We start from the raw sequence: 21,328 nt of genomic DNA, 5'->3' as shown, positions 1-21,328 counted from the left end.
TCAGTTACAACTTCTGTTGCTTCTTCTTTTTCACCAGCTAATACTGCTGAGTTTGGTGCAGCATGTAATTTTGCTGTTTCACTTGCATGCGCGCTTGCTTGAGACATTGCTTTGTTAGCTGCAGAAGGGTTTACTTTCTCAGCACCTTCTTCATCTTCTAAAACAGCATCTGCTTCGTCTTCATCATTTGACTTAACAATGACATGAGTATCTTTTAACATTTTCTCAGACTTAGAATGCTCATCTTCGTCTTCTTTTTCTTCCGTCTTTACTGCTGTATCCGCATCAAGATCGGCGTCTTTTTCATCCTCTTTAACTGTTACTTCTTTTTCTTCATCCTTAACATCAGCGTCTTCCTTTTCAACATCTGCTGTTTCAGTGATTTTAGAATCAGTAGTCACGACAGGTTCAGTTGTTACTTCTGTTTGATCCTCAGTAACTACCGGTGTAACAGGCTCTTGAACTGGAGTCTCTTCAGTTACTTCAGTTACTTCAGTTTCTTCTGCTTTTGGCTGTTCTACCTTACCATGAACCGCTGAATTAGGAGCCGCATGCATTTTCGCAGTCTCACTTGCATGTACACTCGCTTGTGATTTGCTAGCATTGCCTGCTACAGGCTTCACAGTAGCTTTCACTTCAACTTTTTGCTTTACCTTAACTTTTCCAATAGCTTTTGTGCTATTTACATTGTTTACATGAACACTGTGTTCAGCCTTCGCATTTCCGTGACCTGCTGCTTCAGTGAAATGGCCTCCTGCAAATACTCCAAAAGATACTGCTCCAGCCAATACAACAGATTTAAATACTTTATTATAATTTAGATAATGTTTCATTTTATTATTCGCTCCTTTTATTATGTGTTCCGTTGGCTTTTAGCTGCGGGTAACGGTTTCTAATAAAGGAGCTGTCTGCGGTGGTGGTGAAGGTGGAGCATTTTCCCATTGATGAATCATCCATGCAATCCGAGAATGGAATGGTTGAACAAGCTTGATGTCATAAAGATTATTCCATTCAAACCATTTATCCAACATACTTATCGTACTTAATCCCTGATTACCTCGATCATTAGACTGCCCACCGGAACTATTCGTCCGTTGACTAGAACTCCACATCTGGCTAACCTTTGGAATTTCTTCCTTACTCTCTGGGATTGGTCCCTCTTCAAGCGGTTCTTTTACAGGGGGTTCAAAACTACTTTCATTTTGGGATTGTGGTACATACTGACCCTTTTGCTGAGATGGCAACCAATTGTCGTCTCTCGTGATTCGGGTTTTATTTTTAGCCACGGTATCATTTTTTAAGGAATGTTTATCAGAATTGACACTACCTTTTACAGAAACCTTCGTTTCCTGTAATACCCCACGTTTAGCTTCCTGTATAGCTGCACCCTTTCCATTACTGCGAGAATTAACGCTAATCTCCGCCTTTTTTGCCTGCGGATTCACGTTCACTTTTGCCTGTACCGGCAATGCGGTTGGTTTGTGAGCAACAGCTTGTTGAGGCGTACTGCTGGAGTTCTGTTGTTTAGCCCCGCCCTGATTCGATTGAGCTCTGCTTGGGACGACTATAGATTTTTCCTGGGATTTTGCGCTCTCTGCTTTTACCGGATTTGTTTTTTGTGATGCTTGATCAGATTTTGCAGAACTTTGGCCTTGGACAAACTCTTTCGGAGTAGGTTGAAGTCCACTAGAGTCATTTTTTTCTGCAAAAGCTTGATCTGGTAAAAACATAGCTGCTCCGACCATTAATCCAGTGATAAGAAAATGTCGGAAGTGCAAGATTTCACCTCCTCTCTAATAATCGTAACCTTCATGGACAACATTCGAGGTTGTAAAAAGGTTTTTGACCGTTTTCGTCATTTTACGCAAGAAACGCTTCTTTTCACCTAAAAGCGCATGAATCAAATTGCCCTTAATTTTGGTATTTTTTAATACCTGGAGACTATTATTGGGATTGTATGAGATTTTTTCTAACGGCCTTTTGTCGAAACTTTTTATATTTTGGCTTGCATGATTTTCATAATCTTTTAGAGTTTATTTGATATGTTTAAAGGGAATATATCCATTAGACGAGTTACATAATAGCGCTATGTTGGCCAGTCCTACAGTAAAACCTGATTTGAATAGTTAAAAACCCAACATTATGACCATACTGATGAAAGCAATGATTGTACCACCAACTTTCAGGTAGGAGTGGATTTCATGGAAGAAAAGGGGAATTTTTTCGTGGGGTTAATGTGGGGGACAACGCTAAGTGTCCCGCTGTGGATTGCTTTTCTCGGATGGATAAAAATAGTCATTGGTTTTTTCTATAATTAAACCTTAAATAAAGATGAGGCCGGACCCATATATGTGGGATCCGGCCTCTTTAATATTTAGCTATGTTTATTGGAACCAGATATTTTATTACTAATATATTTCACAATTAACAATGGTATTAGAAAAGTGCAAAAGCTAAGGATCGAATCTAATACAATGTGATCGGTTCGAACGATACCAGCAAACTTTAAACATCCATCAAAGGCAAGAAATGCAAGAATCGATAGAAAATACCAAAAGCTTCGAGCCCTGGAAATGGTTAAGAAAGTAACAATCGTTCCAAATAAAAGCCCAGTCGGACTATTCATTATTGTTGTACTATGCCGATTTAACCGTTCAATCCACTCTACATGGATAGTTCTTAATTTTAATACACCATATAAAAGAACATTTAATTGAGTATATAGGACATAAAAGACAGACAGTATGCTTAAAAAGGATAGCCACTTCTTAGGATTCCAAGCCAATCCTTTCCACCAAAGTTTGCAAAACGGAAAAAATGGAACCAGCAATACAAAGGTAAACCAATCTCTCCACCAATGGTTCTTAAAAATCTCCCAATGCCTAAATAAATATTCAATCCCCGTAAAGAAGCCGGCAAAAACGAAACCCCAATACCATTTACATTGAAAAGCAATGTACAAAATGGCAAAAGCGGGGAGTATTTGCGCATTCGCCAAAGCTCCCATATGGGTATCGAATTCTCCTTTGATTACATTTGGATAGTATTTATAGGCTTTTCCCCAGGCATAAATCAAATAATCGAAAAATAAAATCCATCCTGAAACGGCAAAATAATGAACAAACAATAATCTATTTCGGTATTTCCAGTACCCCAAGCTTAATGCCACTATTGATAGGATAAATAAAGAAATGTAAGACAAAGGCCCAACACCCAAGCAGTATTCCTCCGAAACTTGAAATAGTAAATCCAAAACAAATAGTAATTAAAATGTATTGTTCCCTAACTTTTTTCTATATTCTCCTATTCTTTTACTTGAATACAAAAAAGCAGTGTAATTCCTAATGAGAATCACACTGCTTCGAATTCTGCTCTGCGTCTTAAACCACGGCTTCCCTCCGCTGTTTCGATTCACGGCGTTGTTCCTTGATCATAGCTCCACCAATTAAACCAATGACTGAAAAAATCACCGGAATGATAAATCCATAATGATAGCCGACATTAGGCGGAGAAGAATGGAAATGATCTAATACCTTCCCAAAAATACCCGGCAACAGGACGGCACTTAGAAAACCGCCGGTATTTGCTACCCCAGAAACCACACCGACCACTTTAATATCAAATGACTTTCGAACGACAGCAAACGTTAACGCACTCGCACCATTCCCGTAGCCAATCAGAAAAAAGATCAAAACGAGCATAGAGTATTTTGGCTTTCCGTCCAGCACTAGAAACGAAGCCCAACATAACAGGACAATCAAATGAACCACAATATACGGACGTTTGATTGAATCAACACGGCTTGAAATCCAGCTCGTCAGCGGTGCACCCAATAAAGCACCAAACAGCCCAATCATGATAAGCTGACTGGCACCGGAACGCGTCATTCCATACACATGCATCCCGTAGGGTACCGCCCACGATCCGATGAAACCAACGTACGTACCCACCACTCCAAAATGACAGAGGAAAGTGGCCCATGCCTGCCGTTCTGAAAAAATACGTCGCAACAGAACGAGTGTTTTTTCGCGTTCCTTCTTTATTTTTCCAGAAGCTGTACGGTTATTCTTAAACAATTGCTTCGGTTTTCTCTCCAAGACATAATATAAAAGAATCCCGGCAAGACATAACACAATACCTGTTGTGAAAAACGGAGTTCGCCAGCCGGCTTCAGCAATCCACGCCGAATACGGAACAGTCGCTAACAGGAACCCAAAGCTCCCCGCCATACCAGCAAAACCGAGCAACTTGACAAACTCATTTACTTTAAACCACTGGCTCAAAATCAATACCAAATTGACCCATATGGTCGCGTCCCCAATCCCCGCTAAAAAGCGAGCAAATAGAAGGACAAACTCATTCGGCGCCAAACTATAAATCAGCGTTCCTATTCCATTAAGAAGCGCTCCAATTACAAGAAATAGGTTAGGCCCAAAACGGTCGGACAGGATTCCAATCGGAATCTGCAGCCCGGTGTAAGCCAGAAATTGAATACTTGCTAATAATCCGATGGTGGATGCTGTAAGGTTAAAATCCTTCATTAATTGATCGGAAATTAATCCCGGGGCTGTTCGTTGGCTTACAATGATAAAGTAAGCAAATAACACCGTGCCAAAAACCACCCATCTATACCTGCTATTCTGTTTTTCCAATATTCTCGTCTCCCATTTGCGATATTCAACCTATTATACACTAATTTTTCCAAATGGATGGCAAACGGAAATCCTCTAGCCTACAGGAAAAATTTGCTATACAATTTACCTATGTTTGAAAAAAGTTGGTGAGTAAAATGTTTAAACTTTTATTAATTGAAGACGATACAACGCTATTTCAAGAAATAAAGGAGCGGTTAATCGGCTGGTCCTACGACGTGGTGGGGATTTCCGACTTCAGTAAGGTGCTCCAGGAATTTACCGAGCACAAACCGGACTTAGTCATTATTGATATCCAATTGCCTAAGTTCGATGGGTTTCATTGGTGTCGAATGATTAGAGCCCATTCCAATGTGCCGATCCTGTTTCTATCCTCACGTGACCATCCAACCGATATCGTGATGTCAATGCAGCTTGGCGCAGATGATTTCATTCAAAAGCCGTTTCATTTTGAGGTACTCATTGCCAAAATACAGGCGATTCTTCGCCGTGTGTACAATTATAATACCGACCAAACTGAGCTCAAAACCTGGTGTGGGGCAACGATCGATTATCCGCGCAACACGATCAGTAATGAAACGGGAACGGTGGAACTGACAAAGAATGAAGTTTTCATTTTAAAATTGCTCATTGAGCAAAAAAATAAAATCGTCAGCCGAGAAAACTTAATCAAAAGCCTATGGGATGATGAGCGCTTTGTTAGCGACAATACCTTAACCGTTAACGTCAATCGCTTGCGAAAAAAATTAGAGGAGCTTGGCCTCGGACAGTATATTGAAACAAAGGTTGGTCAAGGATACAAAGCTGTTGAAGAGGAATCCTTTTTATGATGAAAAAGTATTTAATTGAAAGGCGCAGCTGGATACTTCTATTTGTATGTCTTCAAGGTCTCTTTCTATTTGTCGCCTCGATTGATTCGGCGATCCCGTTCACGCCGATCCTTTATATGATATTTTTATCAATGATCATTTTTATTATTTTTTTGTTCATCCGTTACCATAGTGAAACCAAATTTTTCAAAAGTCTTGATGAATGGGAACACGGTTTAGATGTTTCGGCAATCACACCGGCCGAAAGTCCTTTTGAAAAAATAATCGAGCAAGCGATGCTGAATCAGACTAGGCGTTTGAAACAGGAAGCCTCGCAAAATCTAGTGACCCTAGAAGTGGAAAAGGATGAATTACTTGCCTGGATTCATGAAGTGAAGACCCCATTAACAGCCATGCATTTAATGATTGAAGACATGGACGAGGACACGCTTAAAGCGAAACTAACCTACGAGTGGTTGAGGATTCACCACCTATTAGACCAACAGCTTCACCAACGGCGCATTCCTTTTATGGAAAATGATTTGTACATCGAACAGACTGACTTAAAAGCAGTTATTTTTCCAGAAATCAGATCATTACAAACCTGGTGTTTGCAAAAAGGAGTTGGGTTTGATGTTGATTTACAGGTAACCTCCGTGTTAACTGACAGCAAATGGCTCGCTTTTATCATCAGGCAGCTGTTAACAAATGCGGTTAAATATAGCAAAGAATCGGATATACACATAGCCAGTTTCGAGCGACATGGCCAAACCATCCTGGAAATAAAGAACTTGGGTCGCGGGATTGACCCGAAGGACTTACCGCGCATATTTGAGAAAGGCTTTACCTCCACTACCAATCATCATGATAATAAAGCCACCGGAATGGGGCTGTATTTAGCAAGAAAAGCGGCAGCACCTTTACATATAACGTTTGACGTCCAGTCCATAGTTGGAGAAGAGACAAGCTTTACCTTACACTTTCCAAAAAGAAACGACTTCAATAACATCATCGGCATGTGACAACATTGTCACATGCTTCTCTTATTTTGTTAGCCCAATCGAAGGATGCGAGTTCCGCCTCCTTTTATAATAAAGGTATCGAATGAAGGAGTGTGTGTCGGAATGACTATTTTACAAGCAAGCAAAATTTATAAAAGCTACGGCAACAAATTCAATAAACAGGAAGTATTAAAAGGCATCGATGTAACCATTGGGAAAGGCGAATTCGTAAGTATTATGGGTGCGTCAGGTTCAGGAAAAACAACCTTGCTCAATGTTTTATCGTCGATTGATCAGGTTAGCCAAGGTTCCATTCAAATTGAAGGAAAAGAAATGACAACCTTAAAGGAAAAACAACTGGCAGAATTCCGCAAACATCATTTAGGATTTATTTTTCAAGAATATAACCTGCTTGATACGCTTACAGTCAAAGAAAACATCCTCTTACCCCTGTCGATTACTAAAGTGTCCAAACAAGAAGCAGACGCCAAATTCAAGGAAGTGGCAGACGAGCTCGGCATTTATGAACTCAAAGATAAATACCCGAATGAAATTTCCGGCGGGCAGAAACAGCGGACCTCTGCCGCCCGGGCGTTCATTCACGAACCAAGCATTATTTTCGCGGATGAACCCACAGGTGCTCTTGATTCCAAATCTGCATCTGATTTGTTAAACAAACTGCGCCAATTAAACCAAAGGCGACAAGCCACGATTGTGATGGTCACCCATGACCCTGTAGCAGCCAGCTATTGTGGCAGAGTGATTTTTATAAAAGACGGGCAGATGTATACACAGTTGAATAAAGGCGAGCAAACACGCCAGACGTTCTTTCAAGATATTATGAAAACCCAAGGAGTCTTAGGCGGGGTGCAATATGAGTATTAATCACCTCATCCTTCGAAACCTCAAGAAAAATCTAAAAAACTATTTTCTCTATGTGTTTGCGCTAATCTTTAGCGTCGCTCTGTATTTCTCATTTGTCACACTGCAATATGACCCTGCATTAGATTCAACGAAAGGAACGATTAAAGGAGCGGCAGCGACTCGAGCGGGCTCCATCCTGCTTGTCGGGATTGTGAGCATCTTTGTTTTATACGCCAACAATATTTTTCTAAAACGACGAAGCAAGGAAATTGGCTTGTTTCAATTAATAGGAATGACTAAGAACAGGATTTTCCGCATTCTCAGTGCAGAGAATTTTATACTTTACTTTGGTTCACTCATCGTCGGGATTTTTATTGGTTTCTCGGTTTCAAAATTAATCATTATGATTTTATTTAAAATTACGAAGGTAGATGCGATTGCCACCCTTCATTTTTCCAGCCAGGCATTGACCCAATCCCTTATTGTGTTTGGTGTGATTTATCTGTTCATCCTGCTGATGAATTTTGTCTTCATTAAAAGACAAACCATTTTAGCCTTATTTAGAGTCCTTTCATCGACAGAAGGGAAAGCGAAAAAGCTCTCCTTGGTGGAAATGGTCCTGGGAACAGTTGGCATTCTTCTGATTGGATTCGGATACTATCTTTCGTCGAAATTGTTTTCCGGCGATTTTACCGACATGATGGAGCTATTCCTGGCGATGACAGGCATTTTGGCATCGGTCATTTTCGGGACGTACCTGTTTTACAAAGGGACTGTTAGTTTCTTTTTTCATCTCATTCGGAAAAAGAAAGACGGCTACCTTAAGATTCACGAGGTGCTTTCTCTTTCGTCTATCATGTTTAGGATGAAATCGAACGCTCTTTTGTTAACCATCATTACGACTGTTTCCGCCCTTGCACTTGCCCTGTTGTGTCTAAGTTATATCTCCTACTATTCAGCGGAAAAAACAGCAAAAGATCAAGTAGCAGCAGATTTTGCTTTTACCGATACAGATGCGGCGGAGCAATTTAAGGACGCTCTTGAAGCAAAGAAAATGAAGGTTAGTGAGAAGAAGATTGATGTTATCCAAATCAACGCCAACTTAAAATCAATCATGAATTCCAACCTTGAAGGAATGAAAGTGGATCCGAAGAGCATGTCGATTTCAGTCATTAGCGATCAAGAGGTCGCGGGGCTGGATGTTGGGCCTGAGGATACCTTCTTTACTGGCTATAACGATCTACTGCAAAAATTTATGCCTTTGAAGAACTCAGGAAAAATTGAGCTAAAAGGGAAAACGGAAGTCATTCCACAAGACTATTTGGGGTTAAAGGATCTTCATCTTATCTCATGGTATTACACGAATGGCGGGCAACCTGTGGCCATTGTAGATGAAATTATTTTCCAACGATTACAGAAAGATGCCGACCCTTCGCTACAAAAAGAATCGTCTGTGTTTATTGGGTTTACTTTAAAAGATGAAGATCAATTAGAAGCGGCGAACATGATCTTTAAAGATATGAAGTTTACCGAACATCCAGGCTTTGACTCTCGTCTGGAAATGAGCAACAGCCAGAAACAAACGATGGGACTTATCATGTTTATCGTCGGCTTCTTAGGGTTAACGTTCTTAGTGACATCCGGTTGTATCCTGTATTTTAAACAAATGGGTGAAAGTGAAGAAGAACAGCCGAATTATACCATTTTAAGAAAGCTTGGCTTTACACAGGGGGATTTAGTCAAAGGGATTACAATGAAACAATTGTTTAGCTTCGGCATTCCGTTAGTGATAGGGCTCGTTCATAGCTACTTCGCCGTCCAATCCGGCTGGTTCCTGTTCGGAACGGAACTATGGACACCGATGATTCTTGTCATGGTATTATATACCACTCTATACTCCATATTTGGCATACTCTCTGTTAACTACTATAAGAAAGTAATTAAAGAAGCACTATAAACATTTTAGGGTCAGACATGGGGTCTGACCCTAATTGTGTCTAACGGGGACAGTCCCCCGCTCTGCTAAAATTTTACCATTTTAAATTGCTGAAATTTGTTATAAATTTAATAAATCAACATGACTAACATACTAGAAAAGGGGTTCACCAAAATGAAACCGAGCAAATGGCTGGTTACGTCTCTTTCCTTATTATTATTCTCCTCCACTGCCTTATCAACCATTGCTTTAGCTACAGAAAAAGTACCTTTTACCAAAAAGAATCCAACAAACTATCAAGCGGACGAATTAATTATTAAATATAAAAATACCGGTGCTGCTGCTTCTTTTAAAAAGAAACATCCCTTCAAAATAAAAAAGAAGCTCCGTTCTATTGGTGCGGAAATTGTGAAGGTGGACGATGGAGCAAATATTGATAGTCTAGTAAAAACATTAAAGACGGACCCCTCCGTTGCCTACGTTCAACCAAACTATAAATATACAATTGCATCTCTCCCCAATGACCCTGGATTTAGTAAACTATGGGGACTTCACAATTCCGGACAGAGCATTAACGGCACTTCCGGGGTAAACGATATCGATATCGACTATCCAGAAGCAATGCAGGAGTTTTCGAAAAGCACCAATCAACTGCAGGTGGTAGTTGGAGTGATAGACACCGGCATTGACATCAACCATCCGGATTTAAAAGATAGCATTTGGACGAATCCTGATGAGATCGCTGGTAACGGCATAGACGATGACCAAAATGGCTATATCGATGATGTTCATGGCTGGGATTTCTACCATAATGATGCTAGCACCTTTGATCAGGAGGACGGAGATGATCACGGCACGCATGTGGCCGGTACAATTGCGGCGAAAGCGAATAATGCCATCGGTGTCACAGGCATTGCCCCTAATGTAAAAATTATGCCACTGAAGTTTATTGGACCAGACGGCTCTGGTACCACCGAGGATGCCATCCTAGCGGTTGAGTACGCCAATAAGATGGGAGTAAGAGTGACCAATACCAGCTGGGCGGGTTCTGAATATGACCAGGCTCTAAAGGATGCCATCGATAAATCTTCTATGCTTTTTGTCGCGGCGGCTGGGAACGAAGGGGTCAACAACGACCAAGTGCCTAGCTATCCGGCTAACTATGACAGTCCCAAAGTGATTTCTGTTGCGGCAATTGATTCTTCTGGCAATCTAGCAGACTTCTCAAACTTCGGTGTAAGTAGTGTGGATATTGCTGCGCCTGGAACGGGTATTTTAAGTACGATTCCAAGAAAAGTAGAAGAAGGGGCAGCGGCGCAAATTTACAATAGTTCCTATAATTACAAAGCAATTTTTAACGGATTTGGTTTTGAAAATGTCTCTAGTACCGATAGACAAGCGGCCTTTAATAAGGCAGTCAGCTATCTAGGATTAACTCCTTCCTCTAAAATTTTATTGGTACAAGATGATGAATCTACGAGTGGCGGCGATAGTTTTGTGGCTGTCTATACCACTCTATTAAAAAATGCGGGATTGTCATATACGCTTAAAACGGTTGCGACCGGAGTGAATGGTCCTGATTTTACGACGCTTTCCGGCTACGATTCGGTTATTTGGTTTACCGGAAACGCCATTGGCGATGTTCTGCCAAATCTAACATCAACTGACCTTAATTCATTAGAACGCTTTTTAAAAAATGGCAATAAAACGCTTGTTTTAAGTGGACAAGATATTTTATATCAAAACGAGGACGCTTCCTTCGTTACGGATACGCTTGCGCTCACGATTAAAGCGGAGGGTGAAACAAGGACCCGGGTTACAGGTGTAACGGGGACCGCTTATGACGGAGTAGCGTACAGCGTGGGCTATGCCCCGTTCGCAGACTATATTGCAAGCAACAATTCTTCGCTAGCAAAGGTAAATTTAGTTTTTCCAGAGGAAACCTCCTATGCAAGTGCCTACGCGTTTGCTGATGGTACCTCAATGGCTGCCCCCCATGTTTCAGGAGTCGCTGCACTGGTGGCAGGTAAATATCCTGATGCAGGACCGGAAAGATTACGAGCGATTATTCTAGCATCCGGGGACAGTCTCGGGTCCTTGTCTGGGAAAATTCAAACCGGCAAAACGGTGAATGCTTGGAAAGCTTTAACCTATAACTCTAAGCCTGTGGTAAATGAGGTATCAGATAGGGATACCATGGTGACAGGGCAGGCGGAAGCCGGTACGACGGTGGAAATAAAAGTGAACGGAGTTGTTGTTGGAAGTGGTGTTTCCGGAACGGATAGCCGATTTGCTATCGCGATTCCTGCACAAAAAGCAGGAGTAGAATTAATGATAACCGCAACAGACAAAGCAGGACTGTCAAGTGATGCAGCGATCGTGGTGGTCAAAGGGACTGCAACTGATAAGCCTGTTGTGAACACAGTGCCAGAAAAAGGTTGGATTTTTGCCAATCAGCATTGGTACTACTTTAATGATCAAGGAAATTTAGTTACAGGCTGGCAAAATATTGGTGGCAAGTGGTATTACTTTGATGGTAACAATGTGATGATAACGGGGTGGCTACAATTAGGAACCACTTGGTATTATCTCGAGAGCAGTGGGGCCATGAAGACGGGTTGGCTTAAGTCAGGTTCGTCTTGGTATTTCTTAGAGAGCAGCGGTACCATGAAGACTGGCTGGCTCAAGTCAGGTTCGTCCTGGTATTACTTAAATGGTAGCGGCGCGATGATGACGGGCTGGCTTAAGTCCGGTTCGTCCTGGTATTACTTAAATGGCAACGGCGTGATGATGACGGGCTGGGTAAAAGTCGGGACGAGCTGGTATTACCTCTATTCTGACGGTCGCATGGCCTACAATACAACGATTCAAGGGTATAAACTTGGTGCGAGCGGAGCTTGGGTGAAATAAGGTTCGATGGTATTAGCAGACGACTAGCTCACACTAAGAAATTTGAACTTCATAGACAAAGCAAAAGGTATGGCACCTATTCAGCCATACCTTTTTTTATGTTACTAAACTCTTCTTTTAAAAACCTCATCCGAAATCGGTCTATGAGTACATCCCTCAGAAAAATTTTACCATATATTTCAATAGTAATAATCTTTCAAATTTTGCTACGTATTTCTTCGAAATGAGCGTGACATCCACCAGAAAAGAGATTAAAATCATCAATAAGCGAAAAACGAAAGTGGAGGTGGACCACACATGCGACTTAGCAGTGCGGAAATTGAAATCTTAAAAATCATAGAAGAAAACCATAAAATCTCTGTAGAAACCATTGCATCAATGGCATTATGTAACGAAGAAACAGTTAAACAAACAATTGAAAAGCTGGAACAAGCGAAAATCATAATGAGCTACCCAACCTTAATTGATTGGAGTAAAGTCGAAGGCCAGGAAAATGTTGTAGCCATGATTGATGTGAAGGTTACACCTAAGCGGGGTGTTGGTTTTGATGAGGTAGCCGGCAGGATTTCCCGTTTTCCTGAAGTATCCTCTTTATATCTCATGTCAGGTGCCTATGATCTGTCCATTACAGTTGAAGGTAAGACTATGAACCAAATCGCCACCTTTGTCTCAGAAAAGTTATCGACGATTGAAAATGTCGTTTCGACCACGACCCATTTCATGTTAAAGAAATACAAGCATGATGGCGTGTTGTTTAGCAGTGAAAATGAGGACAAAGATAGAAGAATGGTGGTTACACCATGAGTCTCGAGTATAATCGCTACCTTTCCCACACGGCTAAAGAGCTGCAACCTTCTGGGATACGCAAATTTTTTGACCTAGCCGCAAGTATGGAAGGTGTCATTTCCTTAGGGGTAGGTGAACCTGACTTCGTCACGCCTTGGAGCATTCGTGAAGCGGCAATCCTTTCCATCGAACAGGGCTTTACCTCCTACACAGCAAACCCTGGATTGCTAGAATTAAGACAAGAGATTACTTCCTATCTTGGCTCACGATTTGGAGTCGATTATGACCCAACAAATCAGATCATTGTAACGATTGGAGCTAGCCAGGCGATTGATCTTGCCTTTCGGGCAATTTTAAATCAAGACGATGAAGTGCTGATCGTCGAACCTGCCTTCGTCTCCTATGCCCCATTGGTTTCCATCGCAGGGGGAAATCCGGTTGCCGTCGCTACATCACCTGAGAATGGATTTAATGTGACAGCTGATCAAATCGAAGCAGCGATTACAAATAAGACAAAAGCGATTCTCCTATGCTCACCAAACAACCCGACAGGCAGCACGCTATCCAAGGATGAGCTCATAGAAATCGCAAAGATTATTAAAAAACATGACCTTCTTGTCGTATCAGATGAAATTTATGCTGAATTAACCTACGATGAACCCTTTACGAGCATTGCCTCCATCGAGGGCATGTATGAACGAACCATTTTAATCAACGGTTTTTCAAAAGGTTTCGCGATGACAGGTTGGAGATTAGGATTTTTAGCAGCACCGAAGGAGTTTGTCGATGTCATGCTAAAGATTTTTCAATATACAACCATGTGCGCCCCAAATATGCTTCAGCACGGTGCCATTGAAGCATTAAGGAATACCTATCATGAAGTGGAATCGATGCGCAATAGCTACAGAAGAAGACGCAACTACGTGGTCCAAGCTTTGAATCAAATGGGCCTCGATTGCCATACTCCCGGCGGCGCCTTCTATGTATTTCCATCTATTCGTGCAACCGGCTTAACCTCCGAGCAATTTGCCGAAGACTTGCTGATGCAAGAAAAAGTTGCTGTGGTTCCGGGTCATGTATTCGGTGAAAGCGGCGAAGGATATATCCGCTGCAGCTATGCTACCTCCATGACGCAGCTGCAAGAAGCACTTAAACGGATTCAACGATTTATTGAATCCCGGGGTGTACATCCCAAAAAAGAATCTGAAGAATGCCAAACACAATCATGAAGAAACAGCCCAATTCTAGTCATGCAGATTTGGGCTTTTCTATTTTAATTCGTTATTCTTGAAATGACTATTTAAATCGTGTAAGATTAAATCGTAAACGATTTATTTTTCGGTTGAATTATAAATGGCCACCAAATGAATGGAATTGGAGGAATGAACGATGAAGACAGTTTATGATTTCACAGTTAAGAAGACAAATGGTGAGAAAAAATCATTAGAAGAATACAAGGGCAAACCGTTACTGATTGTCAATACAGCGAGTAAGTGCGGGTTAACCCCACAATTTACCGGCCTTCAGGAACTATATGATAAATACAAGGACAATGGATTGGAAATACTGGGCTTTCCATGCGATCAATTCAACAATCAGGAATTTGATAATATTGAAGAAACCACACAGTTTTGTCAATTAAACTATGGCGTAACCTTCCCCATCTTTGCCAAAATTGATGTAAATGGTGTCTATGCCGATCCATTGTTTAAGTATTTAAAAGATCAGAAAAAAGGTCTATTAGGTGGCATGATTAAATGGAATTTCACCAAATTTCTTGTCGACAGCAATGGTCAGGTGATTGAACGCTATGCACCAACCACAGCACCAGACAAAATCGAAGCGGATGTAGTTAAATTATTGTCTACTTCCGCATCACTTTAAAATGACTGAGTTCAAATGATAACTAAGGTGAGATGAGATCATCATGAAAGACTTTTTAACGTTAGAAAAACAACTATGCTTTGCCGTGTATGAAACGGCAAGTGAATTTAACAAACTTTATACAAGCGTACTGCAGCCATTTGGATTAACCTACCCTCAATACTTGGTTCTATTGGCATTATGGGAAACAGATGGACTTCTTGTGAAAGAATTAGGAGAACGGTTAAATCTAGGCACTGGAACACTGACACCGATGATTTCTCGGATGGAAGCCAACGGCTGGCTTCGTAAAGAGCGGTCCAAAACAGATGAACGCAAGGTGTATATCCATTTAGAAAAGAAAGCCTATGAAGGAAAACAACCAATTACCACAATGGTCGGGAAGGAAATTCAATCCTGCAAAATTGAACTAGACGAATACAAACAACTCATGCAGCAATTACATGTTTTATCCAACAAATTGAAGGGGCGGAAGGAATAATCCCACTACTTTCCCACCTTAAAATGTCTCTTCTTATATCCCGGCGGCCCCGCTAGCTTGGGATATTTTTTTGTACTCATTTACGTATGTTTTTCTATCACTTATGGAAATGAATAGAAAAAAGTAGTGCCATAACAAAAATAAGGAAGTTGGACAGCATGTTTGTAAAAGGGGTTAAAGGGCGGCAATTCAAAATAGTTCTAGTAATTATCTGGGGTTTTATATTACTGCTGCATACGTGGACCAGTAATTTAGGAGCGCTCTTACGGACTCAAGAAGTGAGTTTTACGTGGGTTGCATCTCCAAATTATTTATCGTTCTTTTATTTACAGGATATCCGTACGATCCATCATTATTTTATCATCATAAAAACAGGGCATTTTGTTGGTTTTGCTATCTTTGATTACCTGCTTTTTAAATGGCTGAGAAATCATAAGCAGTCACTGGTGCTCTCAATTTCTTTTGCGTTAATGACAGAGATTCTCCAGTTGTATTTCGGGAGAGACGGCCGGATGTATGATTTAGTGATTGATACAATGGGGATTTACAGTGTTTATTTTCTCTTAAAATCCCACCTGCTCGTAAAACAAAGTCACCTTACAAAAAGTAACTAGGAAAGCAGCTAAAATGCGGCTTTCCTTTTTCATTCAATTATTTGGGTTCCGTCGAAACCTGCCAAGTAATACCGAATTTATCGGTGACTTGTCCGTAAGAGGGGCTCCAGAACGTTTCTTGTAACGGCATAATGACTTTACCGCCATCTTCTAATTTTCCGAATACTTCTTTTGATTTTTCAACATCACTAATAGAAATGGCAATCGTTACTTGATCACCTAGTTGATAGGGATTCCCTGGAAAGTTATCAGATAGCATAATGTGTACATCTCCAACTTTTAATTGGGCATTTAATACACGATTTTTTGCTTCCTCAGGCAAGTCAGATTTCCCAGGCATATCACCGAATGTCTGAACTGAAATGACCTTTGCATCCAATGCATGTTCATAAAACTTCACTGCTTCTTGTCCATTTCCGTTTAAAACCAAATAAGGGAAAACTCCTAAAATCATTTAGACACCTCTTTTAATAGATTTTTAACATAAATAGAACTTGTGTTCGTATTTATACTACCATAAATTTCTTCCAGGTACAACACCATTTTTCCCAAAAATACCAACATAAAAACCTGTGGGTGTTAGGCACCACAAAAAGACACTTTCACTTCCAGAAAAGTAAGAAAATAGTCCTTTTTTGTCGTATAATGGATGAATACGATTTGTTAAGGGGAGAAAGTGAATGGGATGTGAAGTTTGTCTGCCGACTGCAAGGGGCTATACTGTCTATTTTGCAGAAAATGAAAGTATCTCAAAATTAACAACTTATTTCCAAAAGTTCTCTGAACAGTCTTGGAAATATATAAACGAGCGGATGTTTTGGCTACAAGAGCCGGTATTTTTTGCTGTACTTGATTATTTCGAAGTCCATATGGACCACCACCATATTTTCGCAGTATTATCTAGCTCAGTGGATCCGTTAAAAAGTCTACAAGAGTTGCGACCCATTCTTTCCTATAAAGAAGAACGCAATGCCAGCTGGATTGATAGATTAATAGAAAATAGCTCCATCCTAACCCATTATCAGCCAATAGTAAGGGTTGATAATTATGCTATTCATGTTATCGGTCACGAACTTTTGTCTCGTGGACTCGATGAAAACGGAGAAATCATTCCACCTTTTAAAATGTTTGAAGCAGCAAGAATCAGAAATCGTACGTTTGCATTAGACCGCGTCTGTAGGATGCAATCGATTCGAAATGCCTCCGTCGTGCAGGATAAACTGATCTTTATTAACTTTATCCCAACGGCTATCTATGTCCCTGAGCACTGTCTTTCGACCACTTTTGCCTTAATCAAGCAATTGAATATTAAACCAGAACAAGTGGTGTTCGAAGTAGTCGAAACAGATGAAGTAGAGGATCTGGAGCACTTAAAATCAATCTTAAATTATTACCGTGCACATGGCTTTAAGTACGCCCTAGATGATGTGGGTGTTGGCTTCAATAACCTGGAGAAGCTTACAAAAATGGAACCCGATATTGTGAAGCTTGCCTTTGAATTTACAAACGGCGTTAGCGGGGATCCTGCAAAGCAAGAAGTAGCACAATCCGTTTTAACTATAGCCCACAAGATGAATGCATTAGCTCTTGCCGAAGGTGTTGAAGGCGAAGAAGATCTTCACTTCTTAAAAGAAATGGGCTACGACCTATTCCAAGGCTATTATTTTTCCAAGCCGCAGGAACAACCAGTTGAGGTCATTGAAAAGAAATGGAAGTAGAAAGGTTCTACGTCCACTTTTCTGTTCAGAATGAAGGAAAAAGTCGAAGTAGATGGGTTCTATGTCCACTTTTCTATTAAGAAAGAAGATAAAAATGGAAAGTTAAATCTATATAAAAAATTCAAGCCCTGCCACCCAGGCAGGGCTTTTTAATCCAAACTATTCAAACAGCCTTAAAAACTGTCCATACCCTTCTTCTAGGAGTTTACTCTTCGGAACAAACCTGAGTGCAGCCGAATTAATACAATATCTGGCCCGGTCAGGTCCAGGTCCGTCATCAAACACATGGCCGAGATGCGAATCCGCGGTTTTGCTCCGCACTTCAATTCTCCTCATTCCATGAGACGTATCAAACCTTTCCTCCAGCTCATTCCGGCGGAGCGGTTTGGTAAAACTTGGCCAACCGCAGCCTGCATCATATTTATCCTGGGAACTAAACAGCGGTTCCCCAGAAATAATATCCACATATATTCCCTCCTCCGTATGATTCCAAAATTCATTACGGTAGGGTGGCTCTGTTGCATTTTTCCTAGTCACTTCAAACTGGATTGGAGTTAATTCCTGCCTTAGCTCTTCATCGCTTTTTCGTTTCTTCCAATTTTCGCGAATAAACCGCGCACGTCCTGAGCCCTCCCGATAATGGTTATAGTGGAAAGGGAATTTTTTATAATAATCCTGATGCTTTTCTTCAGCCATGTAAAATGGTTCTGCAGGAAGGATTTCCGTCACAATGGGCTGTTGAAAGCGTCCACTCGCAGCAAGCTCTGCTTTTGATGCTTCCGCCTGCTTTTTTTGTTCCTCATTATGATAAAAAATAGCCGTCTTATAGGAATGTCCTCGGTCATTAAACTGCCCGCCAGCATCGGTTGGATCAATTTGCTGCCAAAACAACGCAAGTAGCTTTTCATATGAAAACACATGTGGGTCAAAGGTTATTTGAACGGCCTCCAAATGACCAGTGGTATCGGAGCACACTTCTTCATAGGTAGGATTTTCCTTATGTCCGCCAGTGTAGCCAGATAACACGTTCTTGATTCCCGGCTGCTCATCGAACGGAGCTACCATGCACCAAAAGCAACCTCCCGCAAACGTGGCCAATTCCATTTTTTCAGTCATTCGATCCCACTCCTTACATTAGACTAATAACCGAATTTGATTACCTGCCGGGTCATTGGTCAAATAATAGTCCTGCTCTTTCTTTACAGGTGCTCCTATTTGCTGCAGTTGCTTAACCGCAGTCTCTCTAACAGACGCCTCTGGGAATACAAGTGTATACCAATTTAAGCCTACGCTGTTTCTTGGCGGTGTTGGTGCACCCACTCCCTGCCAAGTGTTGATTGCAATATGATGATGGTAGTTGCCAGTCGACAGAAAGACTGCTTGAGGATACGTAGCAACCCGTTCAAACCCGAGACCTTTTGTGTAAAACTCTTCAGTTTTTTGCAAATCTGCTACATGAAGATGGATATGCCCCATAAGCGTTTCAGCCGGTAAACCCTTCCACTGAGCATCACTCTCAGTAAGAATCCCCTGTGCATCAAGCTGTTCAGTTGCCATGTCTACCATCCCATTTTTCCAGGTCCACTCATCTGCAGGACGGTCACGGTATACTTCAATTCCGTTGCCATCTGGATCATTTAGATACAATGCTTCACTTACATAATGGTCTGCAGCACCCAGTGGATAACCCGCTTCCAGTAAATGACGCAAAAAGACCGATAAATCAGCTCTTGTCGGCAATAATATCGCGAAATGGTACAAACCGGTTGTACGGTCGGCTTTGGAAATCACATCTTCAGGCTGCTCAAGCGTAACTAATGGTTTGCTCCCATCTGCCGTTAAAACTACGCGACCCTCTGCTGTTTCTAAAACTTTTAACCCAATAATGGTTTGGTAAAATGCAACCGAGTTTTCTAGGTTTTTCACTTTAATGTTAACTTCTCCAACATATACATTGGGTTTACGATGAAATTCTCCCATGATGTTCTCCCCTCCATTTTTTCCATTAATTTTACTATTCCCTAAATACAGCTTAACACCTTGGCAAAATTAATTATATATGATAATATCTTGATTTGGAGATAATCCAGTTCAAGAAAATATTTCGGGGTGACTGTTTCAAGATTCATTTAAAGGCAAAATCACTGAAAGGTGATGTCGCAAAGCTATAGGGGCTACTGTCATCCTGACAATGCCAGCCAGCTGCCATCAATTATTAAAGGAGAGTATTTGATGTCAAAAACATATTGGCTAACACCAGAAGAAGTACTTGTTAAAAAAAAGAGAAAAAAGCGTCTAATGTATAGTTCGATTATGATTGGAGCAATCCTGATTAGTGCCTTAGTTACCATTCTCGCTAACAATATTTCATAACATATAAAATGCTGATTGGTTGAACCAATCAGCATTTTTTTAACACAGGACATCATTTCCCAGGAAACGACAAATATTTCTCCATCGTGCCGAAATTTCTCAGAATATCGCCTAGTTGAGAGCTACGAAAAACGCGAGTATAATATATAAATAGTTTGTTTGATAACGTAAAAAATAGGGGGAGAACATGAAACAGGAAGAAGCATCAAGGTCCATTGCCCTGCCGCTTACCATTTCCATCATAGCCATCTCGTTTTCAGCTATTTTTGTCAAATGGTCAGATGCACCAGCCTCAGTTTTAAGTATGTATCGAATGTTATTTGCAAGTATTTTAATGCTTCCTATCGTATGGAAACATCGAGATGAATTTAAAAACATCAAGAAAAATGACTGGTTCCTTTTATTTTTTTCAGGCTCGTTTTTAGCTCTACATTTTGTCCTATGGTTTGGGTCATTAAAGCTAACGACAGTGGCCAGTTCGACAATCATTCTAGCTTTGCAGCCGATCGTGTCATTAGTCGGGGGCTTTTTACTGTTTAGAGAGAGAACCACCTTATCCGCCTTAATGACAATGGGGATTGCGATTATTGGCGCGATGATGATCGGCTGGGGAGATTTCGGATTGAGCCAGGATGCCATTATGGGGGATGTACTTTCCTTTTTAAGTGTGATCTCGGTTGTTGGCTACTTATTAATCGGGCAAACCGTCGTGAAAAAAGTATCACACTGGCTATATAGCTTTTGTGTGTTTTTCTCGGCTGCTATTATTTTAATCATTTATAACTTTATAACAGGTGTGGACTTCGGCGGCTATCCCGCTAAGGAATGGGGAATCTTCCTTTTACTTGCGACGGTTCCTACCGTAAGTCATGTGATTAATAACTGGCTCCTCAAATACGTCAATGCCACCACGATTTCTATGAGTATTTTAGGTGAACCCGTTGGTTCAACGTTTTTAGCCTATATTTTATTACATGAACGACTTGTTCCATGGCAAATTGCAGGGGGACTACTCGTCCTTGTCGGTGTCTTCTTCTTCATGACCCAGAAGCAAAAGCCGCTTCCACAAGTTGTTGAAAAAGAGAGGTACCAATAAAATACAAGAAGAACCGGGCAAAAACTGCCCAGTTCTTTTTTGTTTAGAGGACATCAGAGAGTTTGTACTCTACGCCATGTACTCCTTTATTGTATTCTAGGGACATTTGTCCACCAACCATGGGCATTGGAACCTTCTTCTATTTAAATGTCATGCATTTTTCCCTTAGCTCGGGCTTTTGAAACTTTTTCTATTTACCGATCG

The 21,328-nt window shown here is 41.0% G+C and carries 19 protein-coding genes, 1 pseudogene and 1 riboswitch; of the genes and pseudogenes, 13 read left to right on the top strand and 7 right to left on the bottom strand.

Annotated features, from left to right (window positions below):
• The 4 genes and pseudogenes from ABES03_RS25330 to ABES03_RS25315 all read right to left on the bottom strand — a co-directional run.
• Positions 1 to 833: pseudogene (locus tag ABES03_RS25330) on the bottom strand (hypothetical protein); the annotation flags it as partial.
• A 39-nt stretch (positions 834 to 872) separates the two neighbouring features.
• Positions 873 to 1,778 carry a hypothetical protein gene (locus tag ABES03_RS25325; protein WP_430121925.1) on the bottom strand — a complete coding sequence of 302 codons (906 nt, stop codon included), beginning with the start codon at positions 1,776 to 1,778 and terminating at the stop codon, positions 873 to 875.
• Positions 1,779 to 2,374: 596 nt separating this feature from the next.
• Positions 2,375 to 3,202, bottom strand: a complete 828-nt coding sequence (locus ABES03_RS25320) for a hypothetical protein (protein WP_430121923.1) — start codon at positions 3,200 to 3,202, stop codon at positions 2,375 to 2,377.
• Positions 3,203 to 3,380: 178 nt separating this feature from the next.
• Positions 3,381 to 4,652, bottom strand: a complete 1,272-nt coding sequence (locus ABES03_RS25315) for an MFS transporter (protein WP_430121921.1) — start codon at positions 4,650 to 4,652, stop codon at positions 3,381 to 3,383.
• Positions 4,653 to 4,789: 137 nt separating this feature from the next.
• On the opposite strand from ABES03_RS25315, the gene ABES03_RS25310 reads away from it, so the two are divergent.
• The 10 genes from ABES03_RS25310 to ABES03_RS25265 all read left to right on the top strand — a co-directional run bounded on the left by ABES03_RS25310 (position 4,790) and on the right by ABES03_RS25265 (position 15,937).
• Entirely contained in the window at positions 4,790 to 5,482 is a 693-nt protein-coding gene (locus ABES03_RS25310; RefSeq protein ID WP_430121919.1) for a response regulator transcription factor, read from the top strand.
• Positions 5,479 to 6,483 carry a sensor histidine kinase gene (locus tag ABES03_RS25305; RefSeq protein ID WP_430121917.1) on the top strand — a complete coding sequence of 335 codons (1,005 nt, stop codon included), beginning with the start codon at positions 5,479 to 5,481 and terminating at the stop codon, positions 6,481 to 6,483. Before ABES03_RS25310 ends, ABES03_RS25305 begins: the two co-directional genes overlap by 4 nt.
• 102 nt (positions 6,484 to 6,585) lie before the next feature.
• On the top strand, positions 6,586 to 7,347 hold the full coding sequence (locus tag ABES03_RS25300; protein WP_430121915.1) for an ABC transporter ATP-binding protein: 762 nt from the start codon (positions 6,586 to 6,588) through the stop codon (positions 7,345 to 7,347).
• Positions 7,337 to 9,283 (top strand): FtsX-like permease family protein, encoded by a 1,947-nt coding sequence (locus ABES03_RS25295; RefSeq protein ID WP_430121913.1) that lies wholly within the window; start codon positions 7,337 to 7,339, stop codon positions 9,281 to 9,283. Before ABES03_RS25300 ends, ABES03_RS25295 begins: the two co-directional genes overlap by 11 nt.
• A gap of 153 nt (positions 9,284 to 9,436) precedes the next feature.
• On the top strand, positions 9,437 to 12,172 hold the full coding sequence (locus tag ABES03_RS25290; protein ID WP_430121911.1) for a S8 family serine peptidase: 2,736 nt from the start codon (positions 9,437 to 9,439) through the stop codon (positions 12,170 to 12,172).
• Positions 12,173 to 12,469: 297 nt separating this feature from the next.
• A complete protein-coding gene (locus ABES03_RS25285) occupies positions 12,470 to 12,976 on the top strand; it encodes an Lrp/AsnC family transcriptional regulator (protein ID WP_430121909.1) in 507 nt (168 codons plus the stop codon).
• The gene (locus tag ABES03_RS25280; protein ID WP_430121907.1) at positions 12,973 to 14,187 is read left to right on the top strand and encodes an aminotransferase; all 1,215 of its coding nucleotides are present in this window, start codon (positions 12,973 to 12,975) and stop codon (positions 14,185 to 14,187) included. Before ABES03_RS25285 ends, ABES03_RS25280 begins: the two co-directional genes overlap by 4 nt.
• A gap of 160 nt (positions 14,188 to 14,347) precedes the next feature.
• Positions 14,348 to 14,842: a glutathione peroxidase gene (locus ABES03_RS25275; RefSeq protein ID WP_430121905.1), complete on the top strand. Its 495-nt coding sequence runs from the start codon at positions 14,348 to 14,350 to the stop codon at positions 14,840 to 14,842.
• 43 nt (positions 14,843 to 14,885) lie between these two features.
• On the top strand, positions 14,886 to 15,323 hold the full coding sequence (locus ABES03_RS25270) for a MarR family winged helix-turn-helix transcriptional regulator (RefSeq protein ID WP_430121903.1): 438 nt from the start codon (positions 14,886 to 14,888) through the stop codon (positions 15,321 to 15,323).
• Positions 15,324 to 15,481: 158 nt separating this feature from the next.
• The gene (locus ABES03_RS25265) at positions 15,482 to 15,937 is read left to right on the top strand and encodes a VanZ family protein (protein WP_430121901.1); all 456 of its coding nucleotides are present in this window, start codon (positions 15,482 to 15,484) and stop codon (positions 15,935 to 15,937) included.
• 37 nt (positions 15,938 to 15,974) lie between these two features.
• On the opposite strand, the gene ABES03_RS25260 is transcribed toward ABES03_RS25265, so the two are convergent.
• Positions 15,975 to 16,391, bottom strand: coding sequence for a VOC family protein (locus tag ABES03_RS25260; protein ID WP_430121899.1), 417 nt, complete (start codon positions 16,389 to 16,391; stop codon positions 15,975 to 15,977).
• Positions 16,392 to 16,617: 226 nt separating this feature from the next.
• On the opposite strand from ABES03_RS25260, the gene ABES03_RS25255 reads away from it, so the two are divergent.
• On the top strand, positions 16,618 to 17,655 hold the full coding sequence (locus ABES03_RS25255) for an EAL domain-containing protein (protein WP_430121897.1): 1,038 nt from the start codon (positions 16,618 to 16,620) through the stop codon (positions 17,653 to 17,655).
• Between the two features lie 159 nt (positions 17,656 to 17,814).
• Here ABES03_RS25255 and msrA read toward each other — a convergent pair whose 3' ends face one another.
• Both msrA and ABES03_RS25245 read right to left on the bottom strand, forming a co-directional pair.
• Positions 17,815 to 18,771 carry a peptide-methionine (S)-S-oxide reductase MsrA gene (gene msrA, locus ABES03_RS25250; RefSeq protein WP_430121894.1) on the bottom strand — a complete coding sequence of 319 codons (957 nt, stop codon included), beginning with the start codon at positions 18,769 to 18,771 and terminating at the stop codon, positions 17,815 to 17,817.
• An 18-nt stretch (positions 18,772 to 18,789) separates the two neighbouring features.
• On the bottom strand, positions 18,790 to 19,635 hold the full coding sequence (locus ABES03_RS25245) for a VOC family protein (RefSeq protein ID WP_430121892.1): 846 nt from the start codon (positions 19,633 to 19,635) through the stop codon (positions 18,790 to 18,792).
• A gap of 144 nt (positions 19,636 to 19,779) precedes the next feature.
• Positions 19,780 to 19,865, top strand: a riboswitch (cyclic di-GMP riboswitch).
• A 22-nt stretch (positions 19,866 to 19,887) separates the two neighbouring features.
• Here ABES03_RS25245 and ABES03_RS25240 point away from each other — a divergent pair.
• Together ABES03_RS25240 and ABES03_RS25235 are read left to right on the top strand one after the other, a co-directional pair.
• Positions 19,888 to 20,028, top strand: coding sequence for a hypothetical protein (locus ABES03_RS25240; protein WP_430121890.1), 141 nt, complete (start codon positions 19,888 to 19,890; stop codon positions 20,026 to 20,028).
• A 187-nt stretch (positions 20,029 to 20,215) separates the two neighbouring features.
• Complete coding sequence (locus tag ABES03_RS25235) at positions 20,216 to 21,124, top strand: DMT family transporter (RefSeq protein WP_430121889.1); 909 nt, start codon at positions 20,216 to 20,218, stop codon at positions 21,122 to 21,124.
• Positions 21,125 to 21,328 lie beyond the last annotated feature (204 nt).

This window comes from Neobacillus rhizosphaerae (assembly GCF_050477885.1).
GTDB classification, from domain to species: domain Bacteria; phylum Bacillota; class Bacilli; order Bacillales; family Cytobacillaceae; genus Neobacillus; species Neobacillus rhizosphaerae_A.
This window is presented reverse-complemented; position numbering and strand designations above follow the sequence as displayed.